General features: G+C 43.7%; 16 protein-coding genes. 5 read left to right on the top strand and 11 right to left on the bottom strand.

Going from position 1 to position 18216, the window contains the following annotated elements:
* The first annotated feature begins 6 nt into the window (after positions 1 to 6).
* Positions 7 to 903, top strand: coding sequence for a 23S rRNA pseudouridine(2605) synthase RluB (gene rluB / locus ACYX4N_RS14385; protein WP_474855651.1), 897 nt, complete (start codon positions 7 to 9; stop codon positions 901 to 903).
* 215 nt (positions 904 to 1118) lie between these two features.
* Positions 1119 to 1922, top strand: a complete 804-nt coding sequence (dkgB, locus tag ACYX4N_RS14380; protein ID WP_474807719.1) for a 2,5-didehydrogluconate reductase DkgB — start codon at positions 1119 to 1121, stop codon at positions 1920 to 1922.
* A gap of 298 nt (positions 1923 to 2220) precedes the next feature.
* Here the strand turns inward: dkgB and ACYX4N_RS14375 are convergent, their stop codons facing one another.
* Positions 2221 to 2793 carry a sugar O-acetyltransferase gene (locus ACYX4N_RS14375; protein WP_476054511.1) on the bottom strand — a complete coding sequence of 191 codons (573 nt, stop codon included), beginning with the start codon at positions 2791 to 2793 and terminating at the stop codon, positions 2221 to 2223.
* Between the two features lie 41 nt (positions 2794 to 2834).
* A complete protein-coding gene (locus ACYX4N_RS14370; protein WP_476054510.1) occupies positions 2835 to 3506 on the bottom strand; it encodes a DUF4097 family beta strand repeat-containing protein in 672 nt (223 codons plus the stop codon).
* A gap of 513 nt (positions 3507 to 4019) precedes the next feature.
* On the opposite strand from ACYX4N_RS14370, the gene ACYX4N_RS14365 reads away from it, so the two are divergent.
* Both ACYX4N_RS14365 and ACYX4N_RS14360 read left to right on the top strand, forming a co-directional pair.
* Positions 4020 to 4514 (top strand): arsenate reductase family protein, encoded by a 495-nt coding sequence (locus tag ACYX4N_RS14365; protein ID WP_476054509.1) that lies wholly within the window; start codon positions 4020 to 4022, stop codon positions 4512 to 4514.
* Between the two features lie 12 nt (positions 4515 to 4526).
* Positions 4527 to 5813 (top strand): DUF445 domain-containing protein, encoded by a 1287-nt coding sequence (locus ACYX4N_RS14360; RefSeq protein WP_476054508.1) that lies wholly within the window; start codon positions 4527 to 4529, stop codon positions 5811 to 5813.
* A 133-nt stretch (positions 5814 to 5946) separates the two neighbouring features.
* Here ACYX4N_RS14360 and tmpT read toward each other — a convergent pair whose 3' ends face one another.
* The 6 genes from tmpT to ACYX4N_RS14330 all read right to left on the bottom strand — a co-directional run bounded on the left by tmpT (position 5947) and on the right by ACYX4N_RS14330 (position 13381).
* Entirely contained in the window at positions 5947 to 6600 is a 654-nt protein-coding gene (gene tmpT / locus ACYX4N_RS14355; protein ID WP_476054507.1) for a thiopurine S-methyltransferase, read from the bottom strand.
* Between the two features lie 105 nt (positions 6601 to 6705).
* Positions 6706 to 7062, bottom strand: a complete 357-nt coding sequence (locus tag ACYX4N_RS14350; protein WP_476054506.1) for an outer membrane protein assembly factor BamE — start codon at positions 7060 to 7062, stop codon at positions 6706 to 6708.
* A 124-nt stretch (positions 7063 to 7186) separates the two neighbouring features.
* The gene (gene recN / locus ACYX4N_RS14345) at positions 7187 to 8872 is read right to left on the bottom strand and encodes a DNA repair protein RecN (protein WP_476054505.1); all 1686 of its coding nucleotides are present in this window, start codon (positions 8870 to 8872) and stop codon (positions 7187 to 7189) included.
* Positions 8873 to 9287: 415 nt separating this feature from the next.
* On the bottom strand, positions 9288 to 9797 hold the full coding sequence (gene dps, locus ACYX4N_RS14340; RefSeq protein WP_476054504.1) for a DNA starvation/stationary phase protection protein Dps: 510 nt from the start codon (positions 9795 to 9797) through the stop codon (positions 9288 to 9290).
* 260 nt (positions 9798 to 10057) lie between these two features.
* Positions 10058 to 10933 (bottom strand): NAD(+) kinase, encoded by an 876-nt coding sequence (gene nadK / locus ACYX4N_RS14335; RefSeq protein WP_476054503.1) that lies wholly within the window; start codon positions 10931 to 10933, stop codon positions 10058 to 10060.
* 90 nt (positions 10934 to 11023) lie between these two features.
* Entirely contained in the window at positions 11024 to 13381 is a 2358-nt protein-coding gene (locus ACYX4N_RS14330) for a fatty acid cis/trans isomerase (RefSeq protein ID WP_476054502.1), read from the bottom strand.
* Positions 13382 to 13663: 282 nt separating this feature from the next.
* On the opposite strand from ACYX4N_RS14330, the gene ACYX4N_RS14325 reads away from it, so the two are divergent.
* Positions 13664 to 14824 (top strand): iron-containing alcohol dehydrogenase, encoded by a 1161-nt coding sequence (locus ACYX4N_RS14325; RefSeq protein WP_476054501.1) that lies wholly within the window; start codon positions 13664 to 13666, stop codon positions 14822 to 14824.
* A gap of 107 nt (positions 14825 to 14931) precedes the next feature.
* Here the strand turns inward: ACYX4N_RS14325 and ACYX4N_RS14320 are convergent, their stop codons facing one another.
* From ACYX4N_RS14320 to ACYX4N_RS14310, 3 genes are read right to left on the bottom strand one after another with little or no spacing between them, the layout of a single operon-like run.
* Complete coding sequence (locus ACYX4N_RS14320) at positions 14932 to 15699, bottom strand: 3-hydroxybutyrate dehydrogenase (protein WP_476054500.1); 768 nt, start codon at positions 15697 to 15699, stop codon at positions 14932 to 14934.
* Complete coding sequence (locus tag ACYX4N_RS14315) at positions 15692 to 16768, bottom strand: extracellular catalytic domain type 2 short-chain-length polyhydroxyalkanoate depolymerase (protein ID WP_476054499.1); 1077 nt, start codon at positions 16766 to 16768, stop codon at positions 15692 to 15694. The genes ACYX4N_RS14320 and ACYX4N_RS14315 overlap by 8 nt, the downstream gene beginning before the upstream one ends.
* Positions 16768 to 18183, bottom strand: a complete 1416-nt coding sequence (locus ACYX4N_RS14310; RefSeq protein ID WP_476054498.1) for an E22 family MetX-like putative esterase — start codon at positions 18181 to 18183, stop codon at positions 16768 to 16770. Before ACYX4N_RS14310 ends, ACYX4N_RS14315 begins: the two co-directional genes overlap by 1 nt.
* Positions 18184 to 18216 lie beyond the last annotated feature (33 nt).

Below are 18216 nucleotides of genomic sequence, written 5' to 3'. Positions count from 1 at the left end.
AAACCCATGACTGAAAAGTTGCAAAAAGTACTGGCTAACCAAGGGCTAGGCTCGCGACGAGAAATGGAACGTTGGATTGAAGAAGGCCGAGTATCGGTTAATGGCACTAAAGCGACATTAGGAGATAGAGTCGATCATACTGCGCAAATTCGTGTGGATGGTCATTTGTTATCTCGCCAGACAGAACAGCCTGTCTGCCGTGTGTTGATGTACAATAAGCCTGAAGGTGAATTGTGCAGCCGTCACGACCCAGAAGGGCGCGATACGGTATTTGACCGTCTTCCCGCTATTCGGTTAGGGCGCTGGATCACCGTTGGTCGTCTAGACATGAATACCAGTGGCCTACTGTTATTCACCAACGATGGTGAACTGGCCAACCGCTTAATGCACCCTAAGTGCGAAGTAGAACGCGAATACGCTGTACGTGTATTTGGTGAAGTAACAGGCAAAACGTTACATACACTTCAAAAAGGTGTAGAACTGGAAGACGGCGAAGCAAAGTTTTTGACAATTTCAGGAGCGCCTACGCCGCAGCATGCTGAAGATGAAAGCATGAACCGTTGGTACAATGTAACGTTGAAAGAAGGGCGTAACCGAGAAGTTCGTCGTCTTTGGGAATCGCAAGGCGTGCAGGTTAGCCGTTTGATCCGCGTTAAGTACGGCCCAATTGAACTGCAAAAGCGCCTACCGCAAGGGGCGTGGGTAGAGCTAGGTCTAGAAGATGTGAATGCCCTTCGTAGCCATGTTCAATTGCCGGATGAAACGCAGACGATGGTCAATGTGCGCCAAGGTAAACTGGATCACGCCCGCTTAAGTCGTATGCGTCGCTCGGTTAAAAAGCACAAAGTACGCAAGCAGCAAGGCTTGAATAAACGTGCTGGACGTCCAGGCAAACGTAAATAGTATCTAACTATATCTAAGTAAATACTTAAGGCCGCGAGCAAATGCTTGCGGCTTTCTTTTTACCAGTGTTAAACACAAGTCCAATAACAACCAGAGTTGTTTAATTAACCCTATTAATCATTAAGCGCGTTTCGATCTTCTTTTCAAACCGTGGCGTAGGAAATTACGAATCAGCTACGTCAAGTAGTTAAAGGCACACGGAATAGGAGATTGTTATGAAAGACATGCCTCAACTAGGAATGGGAACGTTTCGTTTAAAAGGCGACGAGGCCCGTGAATCAGTAAGTAAAGCCCTAAAAGTAGGGTTTAGGCATATTGATACCGCACAAATCTATGATAACGAAGCTGAAGTTGGCGATGCTATAAAAACCAGCGGGCTAGATAGGAGCGAGCTATTCGTTACCACTAAAGTGTGGCACGAATCTTTGGGCGACGATCACTTTATACCCAGTGTTCACGAAAGCTTAGAAAAGCTGAAGCTAGAGTATGTAGATTTACTTCTCATTCATTGGCCGTATCCAGGAAATGATATTTCACTAGAGAGTTACTTAGGCAATCTTGCCAAGGCGAAAGAGCTAGGACTTACGCGTCATATAGGGGTATCTAATTTCACTATCGATTTGCTAAACAAGGCTGAAGAAATTTTAGGTGAAGGCGAAATGTACACCAATCAAATTGAAATACATCCTTTCATGCAAAACAAAAAAGTAGTGGAAGCTGGCAAGGAAAAAGGCATTAGAGCTACCGCGTACATGCCGTTTGCTGTGGGAAAAGTAATGAAAGACGAAACGCTTTTAAACATTGCTCAAGACCATAATGCTACGCCGGCGCAAGTGGTATTGGCGTGGATGGAAAAACGTCACATTTACGCGATTCCTTCATCAACCAGTGAATTACACCTAGCGGAAAATTTAGCTTATGGTGGGGTTAAACTTAGTGAAGAAGAGCTTGTTCTTATTGATGATCTGGATAATGGCGAACGTATTGTTAACCCCGATTTTGCGCCCAGCTGGGATTAAGGCTTAACAAAGCTAGCATTTTGTTAGGGTGTATATAATACGGTGAATAAGGCTAGCGTAAGTTTACTAGCCTTGTCTTGTTTCGTTGTATTCGACATCAATTTAAGGCCGCTTTATTGGTTACATCCGCGGCCTTTTAATACTTCTTATTTCAACAAATACAATCGATTGAGTGATTAGAGGGAATGGTGAGTTCGTTGAAAAAGGCCTTTTTCAGAAAAGCTTTGTTCAAAAAAATGCCGTCTACATATGCTTTCATTCATAAAAGCTTCCATTCATAAAGCCATCGGCTAAATCGTTAAACACTTTGAGCGAAGGGTTCAATCTCTTTGATTACTTTGGCTGGGTTACCGCCTATGACTAGGTTATCTCCAAAAGATTTGGTTACCACCGCGCCAGAAGCCACAACCACATTATCACCCAATGTCACACCAGGGTTTATTACCGCCATCCCACCAATCCAGCAGTTATTACCGAGAGTAATAGGCTTGGCGAACTCTATACCTGTTGCTCTTTGCGCGGGGTCTATAGGGTGGGTGGCTGTATAAAGCCCTACTTGAGGCGCAATCATACAGTTGTCACCAATGGTCACCTTTGCCGCATCCAAAATGACACAATTAAAATTGGCATAAAAGTTTTCGCCAACGTAAATATTTTCGCCGTAATCGCATTTAAACGAAGACTCGATGTATAGTCTTTTTCCTGTGCTGCCAAACAATTGTTTTAGCAATCTAGTACGCTTTTTGTGGTCACTTTGACAAGTTGCATTAAGCTCGTCTAATTGAATACGGCATTGCTTACGCAACGCCGTTAAGGTTTTGTCTGAGGGGTAATATAAATCGCCAGCAAGCATTTTTTCATGTTCAGTCATGTATTTCCGAAACATCAAGCCTTGTTGTTAAAGCGGCTACGTTACTTTGCACCGCCGTAGCTTACAACGATTTTTTGCTTTAGTTCATCGCTCTCAATATCTAAATTTACAGGGCGATGTAAAATGATGTTGCCATCTACAGTAACAGAGGCACTAATTGATAGCGTGGGTTTGTTATCCGACTTTTTACCCCAAGAGCTTTCACTTTCCTTATATATGATATCGCCTAAAACGTGAGATGAGCCAGATAACGTAATATCGCCGTTTAATGTTTTGATGTGTTTCTCAATGGTTGTATCAACAGCGGTGATATCACCGTTTACAGTTTCAACGCTAGCGCCAATCATGCTTTGTCCAGGAAGCGTAACATTTCCATTTACCGTCTCGATCCCCTTAACCACACTCAGGTTCGTATCTGCGCTCACATCGCCATTTACAATATCAATATTTCGGACAGTCACATGGCTACCCATTTCTAGGTTTCCATTAACAATGCTAACTTCATCTGCGCCGCCGTGATCATTAATTTCTACGTTGCCATTAACCGAAGATATATCCCCAGCATGCTTTCCTTCGGCAATGTCGATATTACCCAGAATTGAACTGAAATCACTGCCTTCCAAAGCGTTTGCATTGCCGACATGGATGACACAGCCACTTAGTAGAGAAACGGAGAGCAACATAGCAGCACTGGCAATTATCGACTTTTTCATATTCTAATATCCTTAATGGTTTTTATATACTTTAGATAGCACGCTTTTAAAGTTTTCGTTCTAAACACAAATTAAGATGTGTTAGTGATATGCATTTATCACATATCGTGCCATCAATAAAAGTTATTTAAAATCAGTGGGTTAAAGATATTTGTTAACTGATTTAAGAAGGCTTGATGACGTAATAGATAACTTTGTAGCCACATCTGCCAATAGATGGCGAATTTAACCATTTACAATCAAATGTACCGAAATTCAGAAAGAGACAGACACTTTAATTTTAGTAGATACCTTTTAGTTACTAATTTCATCTTTTAAGTGTGTGTCCAAGAAGTACAGGTAGTTATTTGGGTGTGTGTCCACGAAGTACAGGCGTGAAGTGATTAGTTTGCAGAAGAGCAAGTGTGTGTCCACGAAGTACAGGCTGGGTATTTAGCCTCATTAGGTGACTGTCTTCGAACTTAAACAGTATGTTGGTATTTATAGTTTTATTTTTTGTTGAGGTGAATAACGATGATAAAGATCTATCACAATCCAGAATGTGGAACGTCTAGAAATGTACTTGCAGTGATTAGAGCTGCGGGATATGACGTGGAGGTTATTGAGTATTTAAGTGTAGGGTGGGAGCGCGAGCAGCTGAGCTATTTATTGCATGCAGCAGGCTTGACCCCTCGACAAGCGCTTAGGACAACAAAGTCGCCAGCGGCTGAGTTAGGGGTGCTTGATGAGTCGGTCAGTAACGAAGCTATCTTCGAACTCATGCTGAAGCATCCTATCCTAGTGAATAGGCCTATTGTTTGCATTCCTAAACATGAATATGAAAAAACAGCTTCATTATCTTCCGACGCAAATGAAGATAATGCTGTTGCTGATAACGCGAAAGAAACAGTAAAACTATGTCGCCCTAGTGAAGCTGTATTGGATATTTTACCGGTATGGCCAAAAGGCCCTTTTGCTAAAGAAGACGGTACACCATTAATTGACCAAGACGGTGAACGAGTAATTTAAACGGAGTAGTTTATGACGGACAAATATGCACAGCTCAACAAAGCCAAAAGGCTCGCATTGGCCTGTTTGGTTTTTGCTGCTGGTGTATTTGTCTTCACCGTTTTACTTCCCAAGTTTTATCCAGACTTACAAGGTGCATGGTGGTTAGGCCTTATCAAGATGGCGAGTGAGGCGGCGCTTATAGGTGGCCTAGCTGATTGGTTTGCTGTGACGGCACTATTTAAGCCAATCCCTGCGAAGTACCCCATTCCTCACACCAATATCGTGGCTAGCAACAAGTCCGTTATCGCTAATAACTTATCATTGTTTGTTAAAGAGAAGTTCTTTCATCCCGAAGCAATAGAAAAACTGATTCGCGACAGCGACCCTGCGAAGGGCGCTGGAAGATGGTTGTCACAAGAGAGAAACGCTACTCGCTTAAGTCGCTTTCTATGTGACGCCTTTGCCGGCGTGTTACGTGTACTTGATGACAAACCCGTAAAAGCATTTATTGCTAAAACTGCGCAGAAGGGCATTAAACAACTTGATCTTGGGCAATTGATGGCAACCTCGTTGAGCGCTGTTACGAAGGAGCGCCAGCACCAAGTTGTGCTTGATAGGGTGTTAGGGAAGTTAGCCACGCTGCTTGCAGAGCCAGAAACCCAAATATATATAGCAGACACGTTAGTGGTATGGCTAAAAACCGAATACAGTCGTATTGAAAAGCTATTGCCGTCTAGCTGGCTAAGCGAGCAGGGGGCTCTCATCGCTGTTAAAGCGGTTTCGAGTATCTTAGAAGATATATACGAAGATGAGCACCATCCTATTCGCCATGCGTTCGATGAGCAAGTACACGAATTTCTTTACGAATTACAGCACAGTCCGTTAATGGAGAAGAAGGTAAACAGCTATCGGGAAAAACTCATCAATGACCCAGCGTTAAACGCATACGTTCAGCAATCATGGGCTAAATTCCATCAATGGCTTTTAACGTCGCTTGAAACGCAAAATGGTAAAGCAGAAATAAAGGTGTCGGGCCTTTTGAAAGATTTGGGCATAACGTTAACGCAAGACAGTGAGTTAGCAAAAGCGTTTAATAAACACATTGGAGAAGCGGCTAAATATATGGCGCCTGAGTTGGCTGAATTTCTAACCCGTCACATACGCGATACCATCAATAGTTGGGATGAACGTGAAATGGCTGAGCAGGTAGAACTAAATATTGGTCGTGACCTACAAAAAGTGCGCATAAACGGTACCATCGTCGGAGGTCTAATAGGTGCAATATTGTTTGGGGTTGAGGCGTTGCTGGGCCTATAGCCATTTATTTAAGCAAGTCGCATTAGCAGACATAGTATGCATTACGTAAATGTCGCTCTGTTAATCAGCGCTAAACGCAAACTAAAAAGTAACTACTTCAGCGCTTCGTATTGGCAACGGATCTTAAAAATGTCTACTTCGCCGTTAGCGCAAATACCAAATTATCTGCGTCTACTTTGCCTTTCAAGCCGCCTTCAAGCACAGAGCGCTCTAACCTTTGAATGTTGTAGTCGCCAGCATAAAGTGTATCAACGGTTTTTTCGTTTACGCTAAATGGAGGGCCGGCCATTTCATTCTGGTCATACTCGAATGAGATGATTAGCTGAGGGGCGCTTTGAGTAATAGCAATTAGGTGTGCAGCGTATTGCTCGCGAAGGGGGCTGGGCAGCGCGACTAAAGCTGCTCTATCGTATATCCCCGAAACATTACCTATGTCACTTGATGTGAGCTTAAAAATATCGCCCACGTATATTGTCAAGCCATCTTTGGTGTAAACCTTACCCTTTGCTGTGGTAGTAACGTTAGGCTCGGCACCTAGCTCTTTAAACAGCTGGATAATAGCTACTTCGCTTAGCTCAGCACCAACCACTTCACAACCCTTGGAAAGTAACCATCCGATGTCACGGGTTTTACCACAAAGCGGAACAAATATACGTTTCGAAGCAGTGTTCGAGTTTTCGTCGCCAAGCAGACAAGACGCATACTTAACGAGAAGTGCATTCCCTTCAGGTTCGTGAAATCCGATTTCGTTTTTTTGCCATTTACTGTGCCAAAAACTGTGTTCCATGAAGACCTCAATTAACTAAGTGATGTAACTCGAAAAACAGGTGTTGTTACTACGGGGACTAGAAACTAAAAAGGTAGCGTGAAAACGCTACCTTTTTAAATATAATTAGTTATCAAGTGGTGTGTTGAAGTCTTCAGATAAATCGAAGTCGCCTTCAACCGTGGTGACTTTGTCATCTACAAAGTTTATTATCATTTGCTTCTGAAAATCTTTTCCGCGCTTTTCCATACCGCGTTTCATATCGTAAACGTAGTACCAAGTGTCATCATCAAACGAGTCTTGAACAACAGGGTTGCCTAATACATAAATAACTTGTTCTTTTGTCATTCCAACGCGCAGCTTTTCAACGTCTCTTTGATCAAGGAAGTTTCCCTGGGGAACGTCGATACGATATATCCAGTTCGAGCAAGCGGTTGATGTAAGTGTGATACCAAGAATTACTAATAGGTGTTGCAACTTCATGCGTTAATTTGTCCAGTATTGCCTTTGTTAGTGCCAGCGAATTTCGCGAAGGCGAATTTCGAGGCTGTTTTATTGCAAGCGCGAAGGCATGCTACATTGACAACTATGACCAATCAACTGCATTTTAGTTCGATGCTGCGCTTTTTAGCAGTTCTTTTGCGTTTGCTAAGGCCGATTTGGTCACTTTGTCACCGGCTAGCAATCTCGCTAACTCATCAATACGGTCTTGCTTGGTAAGCGGTAGCATTTGAGTTTCTGTGCTTTCCCCATCAGTGAGTTTAGTGACGAACAGCTGGTTATGCGCCTGCGCAGCTACTTGTGGCAAATGCGTAACACACATTACTTGTGACTGCTTGCCCAGTTTTCGTAAAAGGCCGCCAACGATAGATGCAGTTGGCCCGCTGATACCTGTATCTACCTCATCGAAAATCATGGTAGGCGTTGCGTGATTGTCACTTGCAATTACCTGAATAGCCAGCCCTATACGCGATAATTCACCACCTGACACCACTTTTTCTAATTTGTCTGCATCCTGACCCGGGTTGGTAGAGACTTTGAACTCGACAGTATCAAGACCTGAGCTAACAGGCTTCTTAAGCTCATCGTACTGAATTTGAATATCTACTTTTGCATGAGGCATATTCATTTGTCGAATTTGAGCCTCAATGTCTTTACTTAACTTACCAGCAGCACGTTGTCTGCTTTCAGACAACCCTTTGGTCGCAGTTAGGTATGTTGCTCGCGCTTCTTCTACTTCGCCTTCAAGTGTACCTAACAGTGTTTCTTGTTCAGATAGTGAATTGAATTCAGCGGCTAGCTCTTGATGGTGTTGATATAGCCCTTCTGGCATAACGCTATGTTTACGTGCCAGCTCCATTGCCTTAGCATAGCGCGCTTCAACTTGCTGTAGACGAAGCGGGTCAATTTCTAATTGATCGCAGTAGCTACGCAGCTCTCCCGCAGCTTCTTCTACTTGAATTGCCGCGTCGTTTAATAATGCTATCATAGGCGTTAGACTTGCATCATGGGCTTCTAATTCGCCTAAGCGCTCAATGCTGCTTTGAATCACTGATAAAGCATTGCCCTCATCATTTTCATATAAGTTGTACACGCTAGTCTGCGCTTGTTCTAAAAGACTTTGACCATTGCTTAAGCGCTTGTGCTCTACTTCCAACTCTTCGAACTCGCCCTCTTCAATAGCAAATTCATCGAGCTCTTGCACCTGATAGGTTAACAGCTGAATTCTATCTTCTCGCTGCTGTGCTTGCTCTTGAAGTGTCTTTAGTGTGCGTTGCTTATCACGCCAGATTGAATGAGTTTCGGCAACTTGCGCTAACAATTCATCATGCTTAGCGTAACCGTCAACTAGATCTCTTTGATGATCTTCTTTCAACAGTTGCAGGTGTGTGTTTTGACCGTGAATGGCTAACAAATATTGGCCTAAGCCTTTTAACTGCTGAAGCGAAGCGGGGGTACCATTGATAAACGCTTTTGAACGACCTTCTTTAGAAATAACTCTGCGAATAAAGCAGCTGTTTTCATCCTCGTCTGAGGTAAGTTCATGTTCATCGAGAAAAGCTTTAGCTAACGCGTTATTGCTCAAAGAAAAGTGTGCGATGATTTCAGCTTTCGTACTTCCTTTACGCACAGCGTTTGCGTCGGCACGTTCGCCTAAGCACAAGCTTAACGCATCAATAGCAATTGATTTACCTGCGCCGGTTTCACCGGTTATTGCAGTCAACCCGTTTTCCAGTTGAACCGATAATTGTTTTACAACAGCAAAATTAGAAATAGAAAGATGCGCTAACATAACCACACTCGAATAAGTTGAACATGATGATATATACAGTAACTGATAATATATACAGTATTTTGGCTGTGTAAAGTTAAGTCGTGAAAAAATTACGCTAAAAATAAAAAGGAAGCTAATAAAGGCAGAGAAATCAATGTTATAAGTTCTGATGGTTATGTGAGGTTATGAGTAACCTGCAGAAACGAAATTAATGAGAATGCGTTTTTTACAGAAATCTATATAGTACTAATCTAAGTGAAATTCGACAGCAAAAAGCCTATCTATGAAGAAAGCTAGCAAGCCAATACGTTGACTGCTGTAACGGTTTTTTAAAACTAAACAACAAAAAGGAGAGCCTAAGCTCTCCTTCAGAATTTTAACTTCAATTAAATTGTTAACAGTCAGATAACTATCTACGATTCAATAATAATGTTTATTGCTTCAATTCACCGCTTCCAGATTCAATATGTGCGCGTACGAACCACTGAAATTGTTCTAAGTCTGCCAGCTGACCGGTGATCATATCTTCCGATACTGGGTCAATTTCACCAAGAAGCTCTAGCACCTTTCTATGGTCGCCATTTACACCATCATATACAGCATCTAGTGCTTTAAGGTGGTCAAGTACTAGACCTTTTCCTAGTTCGTAATCGTTCCAGCTGCGACCTTCAACAATGGCTTTTGGTGTGCCCTTTGGTACGCCGCCTAAGGTTGCAATACGTTCGGCAATGGTGTCTGTCATTTCGCGTACTGCATCTACCTGAGGGTCTAGCATTTCATGTACGCCAATAAAATTTGGTCCTACCACATTCCAGTGAATGTGCTTTAAGGTTAACTGTAGATCTAATAGTGCAACCAATCGCTGATCCAATACCTTAATTGTTTTGGCAGCAGCATCGTTATCCATTCCTGGGGCTGTAAATTTGATATTGGTGTTACTCATGATATCTCCTATTGAATGTAAATAAATCAGCACGATGTCAAACATCAAAAGGGGCCGAAATCTCACTAGCCCTGTGCCAACAACTTACCTAGACATTTGCAACGGGTATGCCGAAATCTGAGAGTTTTATAAGTACGCGTTTTTAATAGAGAAATAGGGAAAGATTAAAAAATCTTTATTTTTCAAGCCTGTAGCAATTAAGAAAATGCTACAGGCTAATGTAATAAATGCACATTAGAAATGATGAGAAAGGAATGAGGCTAGTAAAGCTTACTGCCCCAACCTAGCTTTTTGCGAAGTACGTTAAAATAGCTGTAACCCTTGGGGTGAACAAGATGAAGCTTGTCTACGCTTTTGTTGATGCGGATTTCATCGCCAGGCAATACGGGTAGAACAATGTGGCTATCACAACTTACCTGCAAGGAATCACTGTTTACCTTTGACACTTTCATCGATACCTGACTGTCTGCATCAACAACTATGGGGCGACTGCTCAGTGTATGAGGAAACATGGGTACTAAAGTTAGCGCATCAAGCTTTGGCATAATAATAGGGCCGCCGGCAGAAAGAGAGTATGCAGTCGAGCCTGTAGGTGTGGCGACAATCAATCCATCGCTTCGCTGACTAAATACGAATTGCTCATCGATATAAATTTCAAATTCCATCATATGAGCAACTTTACCGTGATGCAGCACCACTTCGTTTACGGCAGAGTTGTTACTTTTAAGCTTTTCGTGCCGATAAACTTCGACTTCAAGTAAGAAGCGCTCTTCAACCACGCACTCTCCATTGAAGATAAGGTCAAGCTGTTGAACGATATCATCAGGGTGGATGTCTGTTAAAAAACCAAGATTACCGCGGTTTACGCCTACAACATGGATGTCAAAACGCGCCAGTACACGGGCGGCACCAAGCATGCTGCCGTCACCACCTACTACAACGGCAAGGTCAGCCTCTTTGCCAATAGTAACAAGGTTACAGCTTTTGACGTTTTCAGTTTCAAGCTCTTCAGCAATACTTTCCTCAACTAATAGTTTGCAGCCTTTGGCTAATAAATATTCGGCAAGAATATTTAAGCTGTCATGGGTTGCAGCGTGCTGAGGTTTTCCAATTAAAGCAACGGTTTGATAGGGCATGGAATGCTAATGTCCTTTCATTTCCAATGGTCGGACATTAGCACAGGTATTTTGCAAAAGAAAAGCGTAAAACGTTACAGAGTGCAAGGTTTAGCGATCTTCTAATCGATTATAGTCGAGCAGGCCGCCTTCAATAGGGTAGTGCTCGCTAGACCACTGAATCAATTTGTCGCTAAAGGCCCAAAAATTAGGGTTTGTTCGGCGCATAGCGACATTGTCGAGCAAAGCTTGGTAATCAGCTTCACTTTTAATTGTCTTCAGCATTTCTATCGACGCATTAACGCCAGAAGCGTTGATATACCAAAACGCATCGGGATAGCTACCCAAAATTCCATGCACCAGAGTAATTGAGTCTTTAGATGGCTCGCGATTTTCTTCTTCTTCGAACAGACTGTTCACATTGTAGTGGGCACTGTTCCTAAGGGCAGTAAACACATCTATGTTATCTGAATTTTGGTCATCTTTTACCACAATCATGGTTGTTTCAGGCATCAGCGTGGCTTGCTGGGCAGGGAGCGAGTTTAAACTCGCTAGCGCTTCGTACTGCTCGGTTGATAACAAGCGTTTATTATACGTTGAGGCTTGCGGCTGAACTCTAGCTAAGTGCTTCGATAGCAATTGGTAGAGTTCTTTTAGCGGGCGTTCCGTTTCAAATGTTATGCCTGAAGGCTGCTCGAAACTATTAAAATCACCCTCTAGATAGTCAGTGAGTTCGGGGCTAGCCTTTTGATACCATTTATCTAAGAGTTCCTGACGAGATGCCGGGGGAAGCAGGTTGAGGAAGTTCGACTCGCCTTCCATACGCAAGAAGTCCATATATAAACGGGTCATTAGTTGGTGCCCATAGTTACCATAAACATCAAAGCCGGCTACCAGTAAGTAATGAATACGTTCTAATAAGGCGTAGTCAATAATCCAAGCTGTTTTAGTCGGCTTACCCACCATTCCTTTCGCTACAGTGGCGTTATCGAAATGGCGGAATACGGTTAAGCTGGCATTGGTATTGCTGCCGTCACCGTCCCAAATACTTGATACGTTTAGGTGCTCTCCGTTTTCAAACTCGCTGTTTAGAAAGGCCGCTCTTGCACGCATATAATCGCCTTGGCGTTTTGCATACTTTGCCCAGTTTATCGCTAGCGCAGAGCTGTCTTTTTCAGCAGGAAGGTGAAGGTTTTCCTTTTGCGAAGCGTAAAACGCATTTACTTTTTCAGAGGCTGCGATGTCTGGGTCGACAAAGAACACCCAAAATCGATCGTTGATGACATTTAACGCGACTTGTCCTCGGCACACCGGCCCTTTGATATAACCCATAATGGTGTTTTGCGCGCGCTCAAGCATAAATCGATAACGGCTTTTTACCGGCAGCAAAGTAAAAGCGGTCAAGGGGTTTGCCGCTACTTTAGGTTCATACGAAGGTAAAGTTTCAACAGAAAATTCAGCGTCAACAAACCAAGATTGCCATTTATCTAAAAGGTTCTGATTAATAGCGTATGCTTGGTGGGTTTTGCTTACAATTGTGGAATGCACAGGCTGCAAGCGATAATAAACGCGCTCTACCTTGGGGTCGTCGAAGGGTCTGCGAGAGGCAATAATGTCCAACGCTTGCCCTGGTGGGGTTCTCGAGCGTACCAGGTTAAAAAACTGAGGCGTTTTTCCTTTTTCTGAAATATCTTCGAAGTAGAGATGAGAGGTAAACAAGTGCTCGTAAATATAACGTGCGGAAAGCTGCATCTTGTTACTATTGCCATTTAGCCATGCTTCTAAGTCAGATATTTTCTGAATAAGTTCTTGTGAAAGCACTTTGGGCGAAGGTAACGGTGCACCGTGGTTTAACCATTGAATGAGTGTAGCGTGCTCGTTATCTGATAAGCCTGGCAGAGCGTAGGGCATACCGCCTAAAGGCTGTTCAGCCATATATTCGCCGATTTCATTTATCGTAGGGCATTGGTTTTGTCTGCTCAAGCTTATATCGAAACTGTCATCTAAATGAGTTGTATTGGGCAAAGGGTGCTCTTTTTTTAGCAAAAGCATTTGCGCTAGCACAGAGGATTGTGTTGGCGAAGTGTTGGAATCTTCTTTTGTTGGTAATACATCGAAAAAGCCACGCTCGCGCCATCCATCAACACCATGAGCGTCGAGAAACATCCTATTTGGTTGTGCTGCAGTGAGTCGTGTGCCTTCATACACTTTTTCTTTGTTCCCACCTCTGGCTATACCTTCTGGAGAAGACATTTTTAGTTGGCATGGGGCATCGTAACAGGCGTGGCACACCACACAGCGTTGCGTTAAAACGGGGTTTACTTGTCTGGTAAAGAAATCGTCGGGCAAACTTTCCATGGCAGGCATGGCATCACTTGAGGAAAGTAAAGGTGCATCAGGTTTCGGCCATTGCCAAACCGCTAAAGCGATAATTGCGATAAGCAATGAAGTTATACCGATTTTTTTCATAGTCTTAGTCCAGAAGAGAGTCTCGACCAGTCTATCACTCATTTCATTTAAGGTGATGTTATAAATATTGAAAGCTCGCCACTTCGCTCTAGTATTTACCCTCACTCAATCCTTCTTCGGCGAAGTATTTATCCATTAATAAGTTGCGCAGGAAGCACTGCGCTCTCGATTTACAGCAAAGAATAAAGTGTAGGGTCAGATGGAGTAACATTATTTTTACATTGTCATTGCTTTAAGCATGTCGGAAGGTATGCTGGAGAAAAGCAACCACAGGAGGGAAGCATGTCTCATCAAATTATTTTGCCAAGAGTGATGCATATAGGGAAGGGCGCGAGTCAGCGGGTGGCTGAAACCCTAAAAGGCCTTAACTGTCACAAACCATTATTGGTTACCGATAAGGTGATGGTCGAATTGGGATACAGCGCTGCCATAGTGCAAGTGTTAAAAGAGGCTGGAATTAGCGCAGATGTGTTTTCAGATACGGTGCCTGAGCCAACGGTGAGGTCTATTGATCGTGGTGTAGACGCCTTCAAAACCCAAGCTTATGACAGCATCATTGCTTTGGGTGGTGGAAGCCCCATTGATAGCGCAAAAGCCATTGCCATTTTGGGCAAATACGGCGGCGAAATGCGAGATTACAAGTTCCCACGGATTGTCGATGAAGCTGGGATACCAATTATCGCCATTCCCACAACGGCAGGCACAGGCTCAGAAGCAACCCGGTTTACCATTATTACTGACGAAGATACCACAGAGAAAATGTTGTGTGTTGGTTTAGGGTTTATGCCAACAGCAGCCTTGGTCGACTATTCGTTAACTCAAAGCTTGCCAGCCCGCGTTACCGCCGATACTGGCATTGATGCGCTCACTCACGCTATTGAGGCATTCGTAAGTCGCAAAGCTAATCTTTATAGCGATGCACAGGCGTTATCAGCCATGGCATTAATTGCGCCTAATTTACGTACTGTATTTGCAGACCCAACAAATGAAACGGCAAGAGAATCAATGATGCTGGGCTCGACGCTTGCGGGTATTGCTTTTTCAAACGCATCAGTGGCCCTTGTTCACGGAATGAGTCGACCTATCGGCGCTGCGTTTCATGTCCCTCACGGTTTATCGAATGCCATGTTATTGCCCGCGGTTACCGCCTTTTCTATTCCAAGTGCGTCAGTGCGTTATGCACAATGTGCCCGCGCTATGGGGGTCGCTACACAGGGAGATTCAGACGAAATGGCGAACGAAAAGCTTATCAATGAGCTAAAAGCACTTAATGCCGATTTACAAGTGCCCACGCCAGCAGAGTTTGGAATTGATAAAGAGACGTTTTTTGCTTCGACCTCAACAATGGCTGAGCAAGCTTTGGCATCGGGTTCACCGGGCAATAACCCTCGCGTACCGACCATTGAAGAGATGGTCGCCATTTATGTCTCACTTTGGGAATAATCTTTTGGCAAGATGATAAAACTAAAAAGACTGCAGCTTGCAGTCTTTTAAGTATGAAGAAAAACACGCTATAACTACTAATAGTAAAGCGTTAAAACCAAAATCAACTACCGGGCTGTCCACCCCCCGTCGAGCACCATGGTTTGTCCGGTAATATTGCGGGCACTAGCCGACATTAAGAAGCTTGCGGTATCTGCAAGTTCTTCAACGCTAACAAATTGCTTTTTAGGCATGGGTTCTAACATGATTTTTGTTATTACCTCTTCCTCGGTAAGGTTATTTTCTTTTGCCTGTGCTGTAATTTGTTGTTCTACCAAGGGGGTTTTAACATACGCAGGGCAGAGAGTGTTAATGGTTACATTACAGTCACCTGTTTCAAGAGCGATGGTTTTTGCAAAACCTAACAGCCCATGCTTCGCCGCTACATAAGCAGACTTATAGGGCGAGGCTACCAACGAGTGAATAGAGCCTACATTAATGATGCGCCCGTAGTTTTGCTGTCGCATTGTGGGCAAAAAAGCTTGGGTTAACAGAGCAGGGCCAACCAGCATTATGTTTATAAGCTGTTGCCACTTATCAGAAGGGAAGTCTTCTATACGAGAAACGTGCTGTATTCCTGCGTTGTTTATAAGCACATCTACGGTATGTTTTCCCAGTACCTCAGGTAGCGCTGCAACTTGCTCTGCATTGCACACGTCTACCGCCACTGCGCTGGCCGAACCGTCCAAGTGCGCAAGCTTGGTCACGGCGTCTTTCGCAGCCTGTTCATTTATATCAGCGATGATCACATGATGACCTTGTTTCATCATTGACTCAGCGATACCAAAGCCAATGCCGCTTGCGCCGCCTGTAATAAATATTGTGCGCTTAGTCATTGTTACTTCCGTTTGATTTATTTAACGAAGGGGCACTATTTAATGAGAACAGCAGTTGTTTTACTGCGTTTATTTGTGCGCCGTTTCTGTTGGCGTAATCGCTAGACGCATAGCCCCACCAATCCCAACAGCCTTGTGGATTTAACGGCATAAATAACGACTTCTTAGTTTGCGGATAAAGCACAACAATATTGTTGTCGTCAGCCCATTCATTCAGACCGGTTTGGGTAGTGTAGGCATCGCCAACGGCATCGGCATACTGGTTACAGCCATGAAAGCTAATATGGGCTCTGCACGGTTCACCTTTAGCACAGCTTGCTGGTACATAAACAAAGCCCTCGCTCGCTAGTGTTTTGGCATCGCTACCGGCTACGTTTTGCTGATCTATCGAATGCACTTTTCCCGACAAATTCTCATCAGGAGCTGAAATATCTTCAATAAGATGGGAAAACAAAGCGCCAGCGGCATCATAGTCGCAGTTCCCGATAAAGGGGCTCTCTGATTTCATGCAGTTGACGCCATTGTTTTTGGTGGGAAACAAATGTGCCATGGGTTTGTCTTTGATATAGGCAATATATTGAGTGTCTGTCCACAATTTGTATTGCTCAAACAATAAGTCGCTGACTTGTGTAATCACTCTGGTGTCTTGCGTGCCATGAAAAAGCCAGACTTTTGCGTCTTTCATATTGGAAAGCGATGCAATTTTTCCTTCAGTTTCATACTGTTGGGCTTTTTGATTCAGCGCCTCAAGGTCTATCTCTCCCTCTACCTTGTTCACGCATTGTGCGAGGGCGGTGGTTATATCACCTTGTGCACAAAAGTAGGGGCCGCCAGCAATTACGCCAACGCCTTTCACCCAGTCGCTATGTGCTAGTTGAAATTGTGTTGCCATGTAACCGCCTGAGGACAAGCCAGACACGGTAACGTTCTCTAAATCGAGGGTAAGCGAAGGAACATCACCCTGCGCTGATGCATCTGCGCTGAAACTTGGCGAACTAAAGTTAAGCGCGCTTACGCTTAATAAAGAAAGCCACATTGCGCGGCGTAAAAAGGGTTTAGGTTTCATCATTACATTGCTGCCTTATCATTTTCTAAAAATTGGCGAATGGCCTGTGCTTGAGCGGATATGTTAGTCACTCCTTCTAAATGCCCTAATTTGCCATCTAGCGTAACTAATGTGCTGTCGATATCAGTTGAAATAAGCTCTTGGTGTGCACTTTGAGATAAGTAGGGCATAAGAAGCAAATCAGTTTGGGCTGGAATAAACAGCGTTTTGGCCTTTATCGACGCCAGCCCTTGCTCAAGATTATCTTGGTGCCCAGCAACGAAGAGCTGGCAAGCTCGAACCAAGTATAAAAGGTGGTTGGCATCCATAGTTTTTGCCCGGGCCTTCGCTCGTTCACGAAGCCAGCTTACAATACTGTGTGACTGACGTATGTCACTAAGCGGCGCTGACTCAACATTTTTAAAATCCAACGTTTTGCCGGTTTGGTTGAAAAACGAAGGAGTAAGAGCATTTTGCGTAATAAGCATAAGCGATGCCGCTAAGCCATTAAGGGGAGCCTCTTCTTTGTTGTATTCACCATTGTTCCAGTTTTTATCAAGAGTAATTGGCGTTGCCCAGTGTTCCAATGCCGCGGTGGTCCAAGCATCGCTTTGACCTGCGCCGATAACTGAAATCATACGTTCAACCCAGTCTGGGTAAGCGCTCGCCCAATCGATAGCCTGCATAGAGCCCATAGAAGGCCCAACAACCGCGTACAATTTGCCAATACCTAAGCTTTCAAGAAGTGCTTTTTGAACATTTACAAAGTCACGTATGGTGACGACGGGAAAGTCTAAGCCATAGGGTTTGCCTGTATCTGGATTTATTGACGTAGGACCGGTTGTAATAACGTGCGGGTCGTAAGCATTTAGATTGGCCAGCGTATCAACGCTTATTACATAAAAGCGGTCTGTATCAATCGCCTTGCCGGGGCCGATAATACTATCCCAGTAGCCTGGCGCTGAATCGTTTTCGTCATACTTTCCCGCTGCGTGGGAAGATCCAGAAAAATAGTGGGTAATCAGTATAACGTTACTCTTAGCATCATTTAGTGTTCCGTACGCCTCCCAGCCTACTTTCACATTTTTGATTTCTTTACCGCCAAAGGTTGTAAAGTGAGGCATTTCAAAAACGCGTTTTTTTACCATCAGCGAAGCGCTTGGCAAGGAAGAAACGGGCTCAGAAGTAGGTGCTTTTGAAGAACTGAGCAATGGCGATTTATCTTCGGATTCGCCAGCAATACCCTGACAATGTACCGTCAACATTAGCGTGGCAAATAATCCCACTAATGCGCGTTGCTTTTTAACTAAATACATCTCAACCAAATTTGCTAGTGCTAACTGTTTAACTTGTCTTGAGTCGGGCTTTTTCAATAGCGTGTTGATGCCTTTGCTCTTATTCCACACTAACGTGGAAGTAAGTGTCTTTTTCCAATTCATACTCTCTTATCCTTTTCTCAGGCCGCATTTTTA

The organism is Alteromonas sp. ABH4_452 (assembly GCF_056311825.1).
Note: the sequence above shows the minus strand (reverse complement) of the source record. Positions and strands in the feature narration are given on the sequence as shown.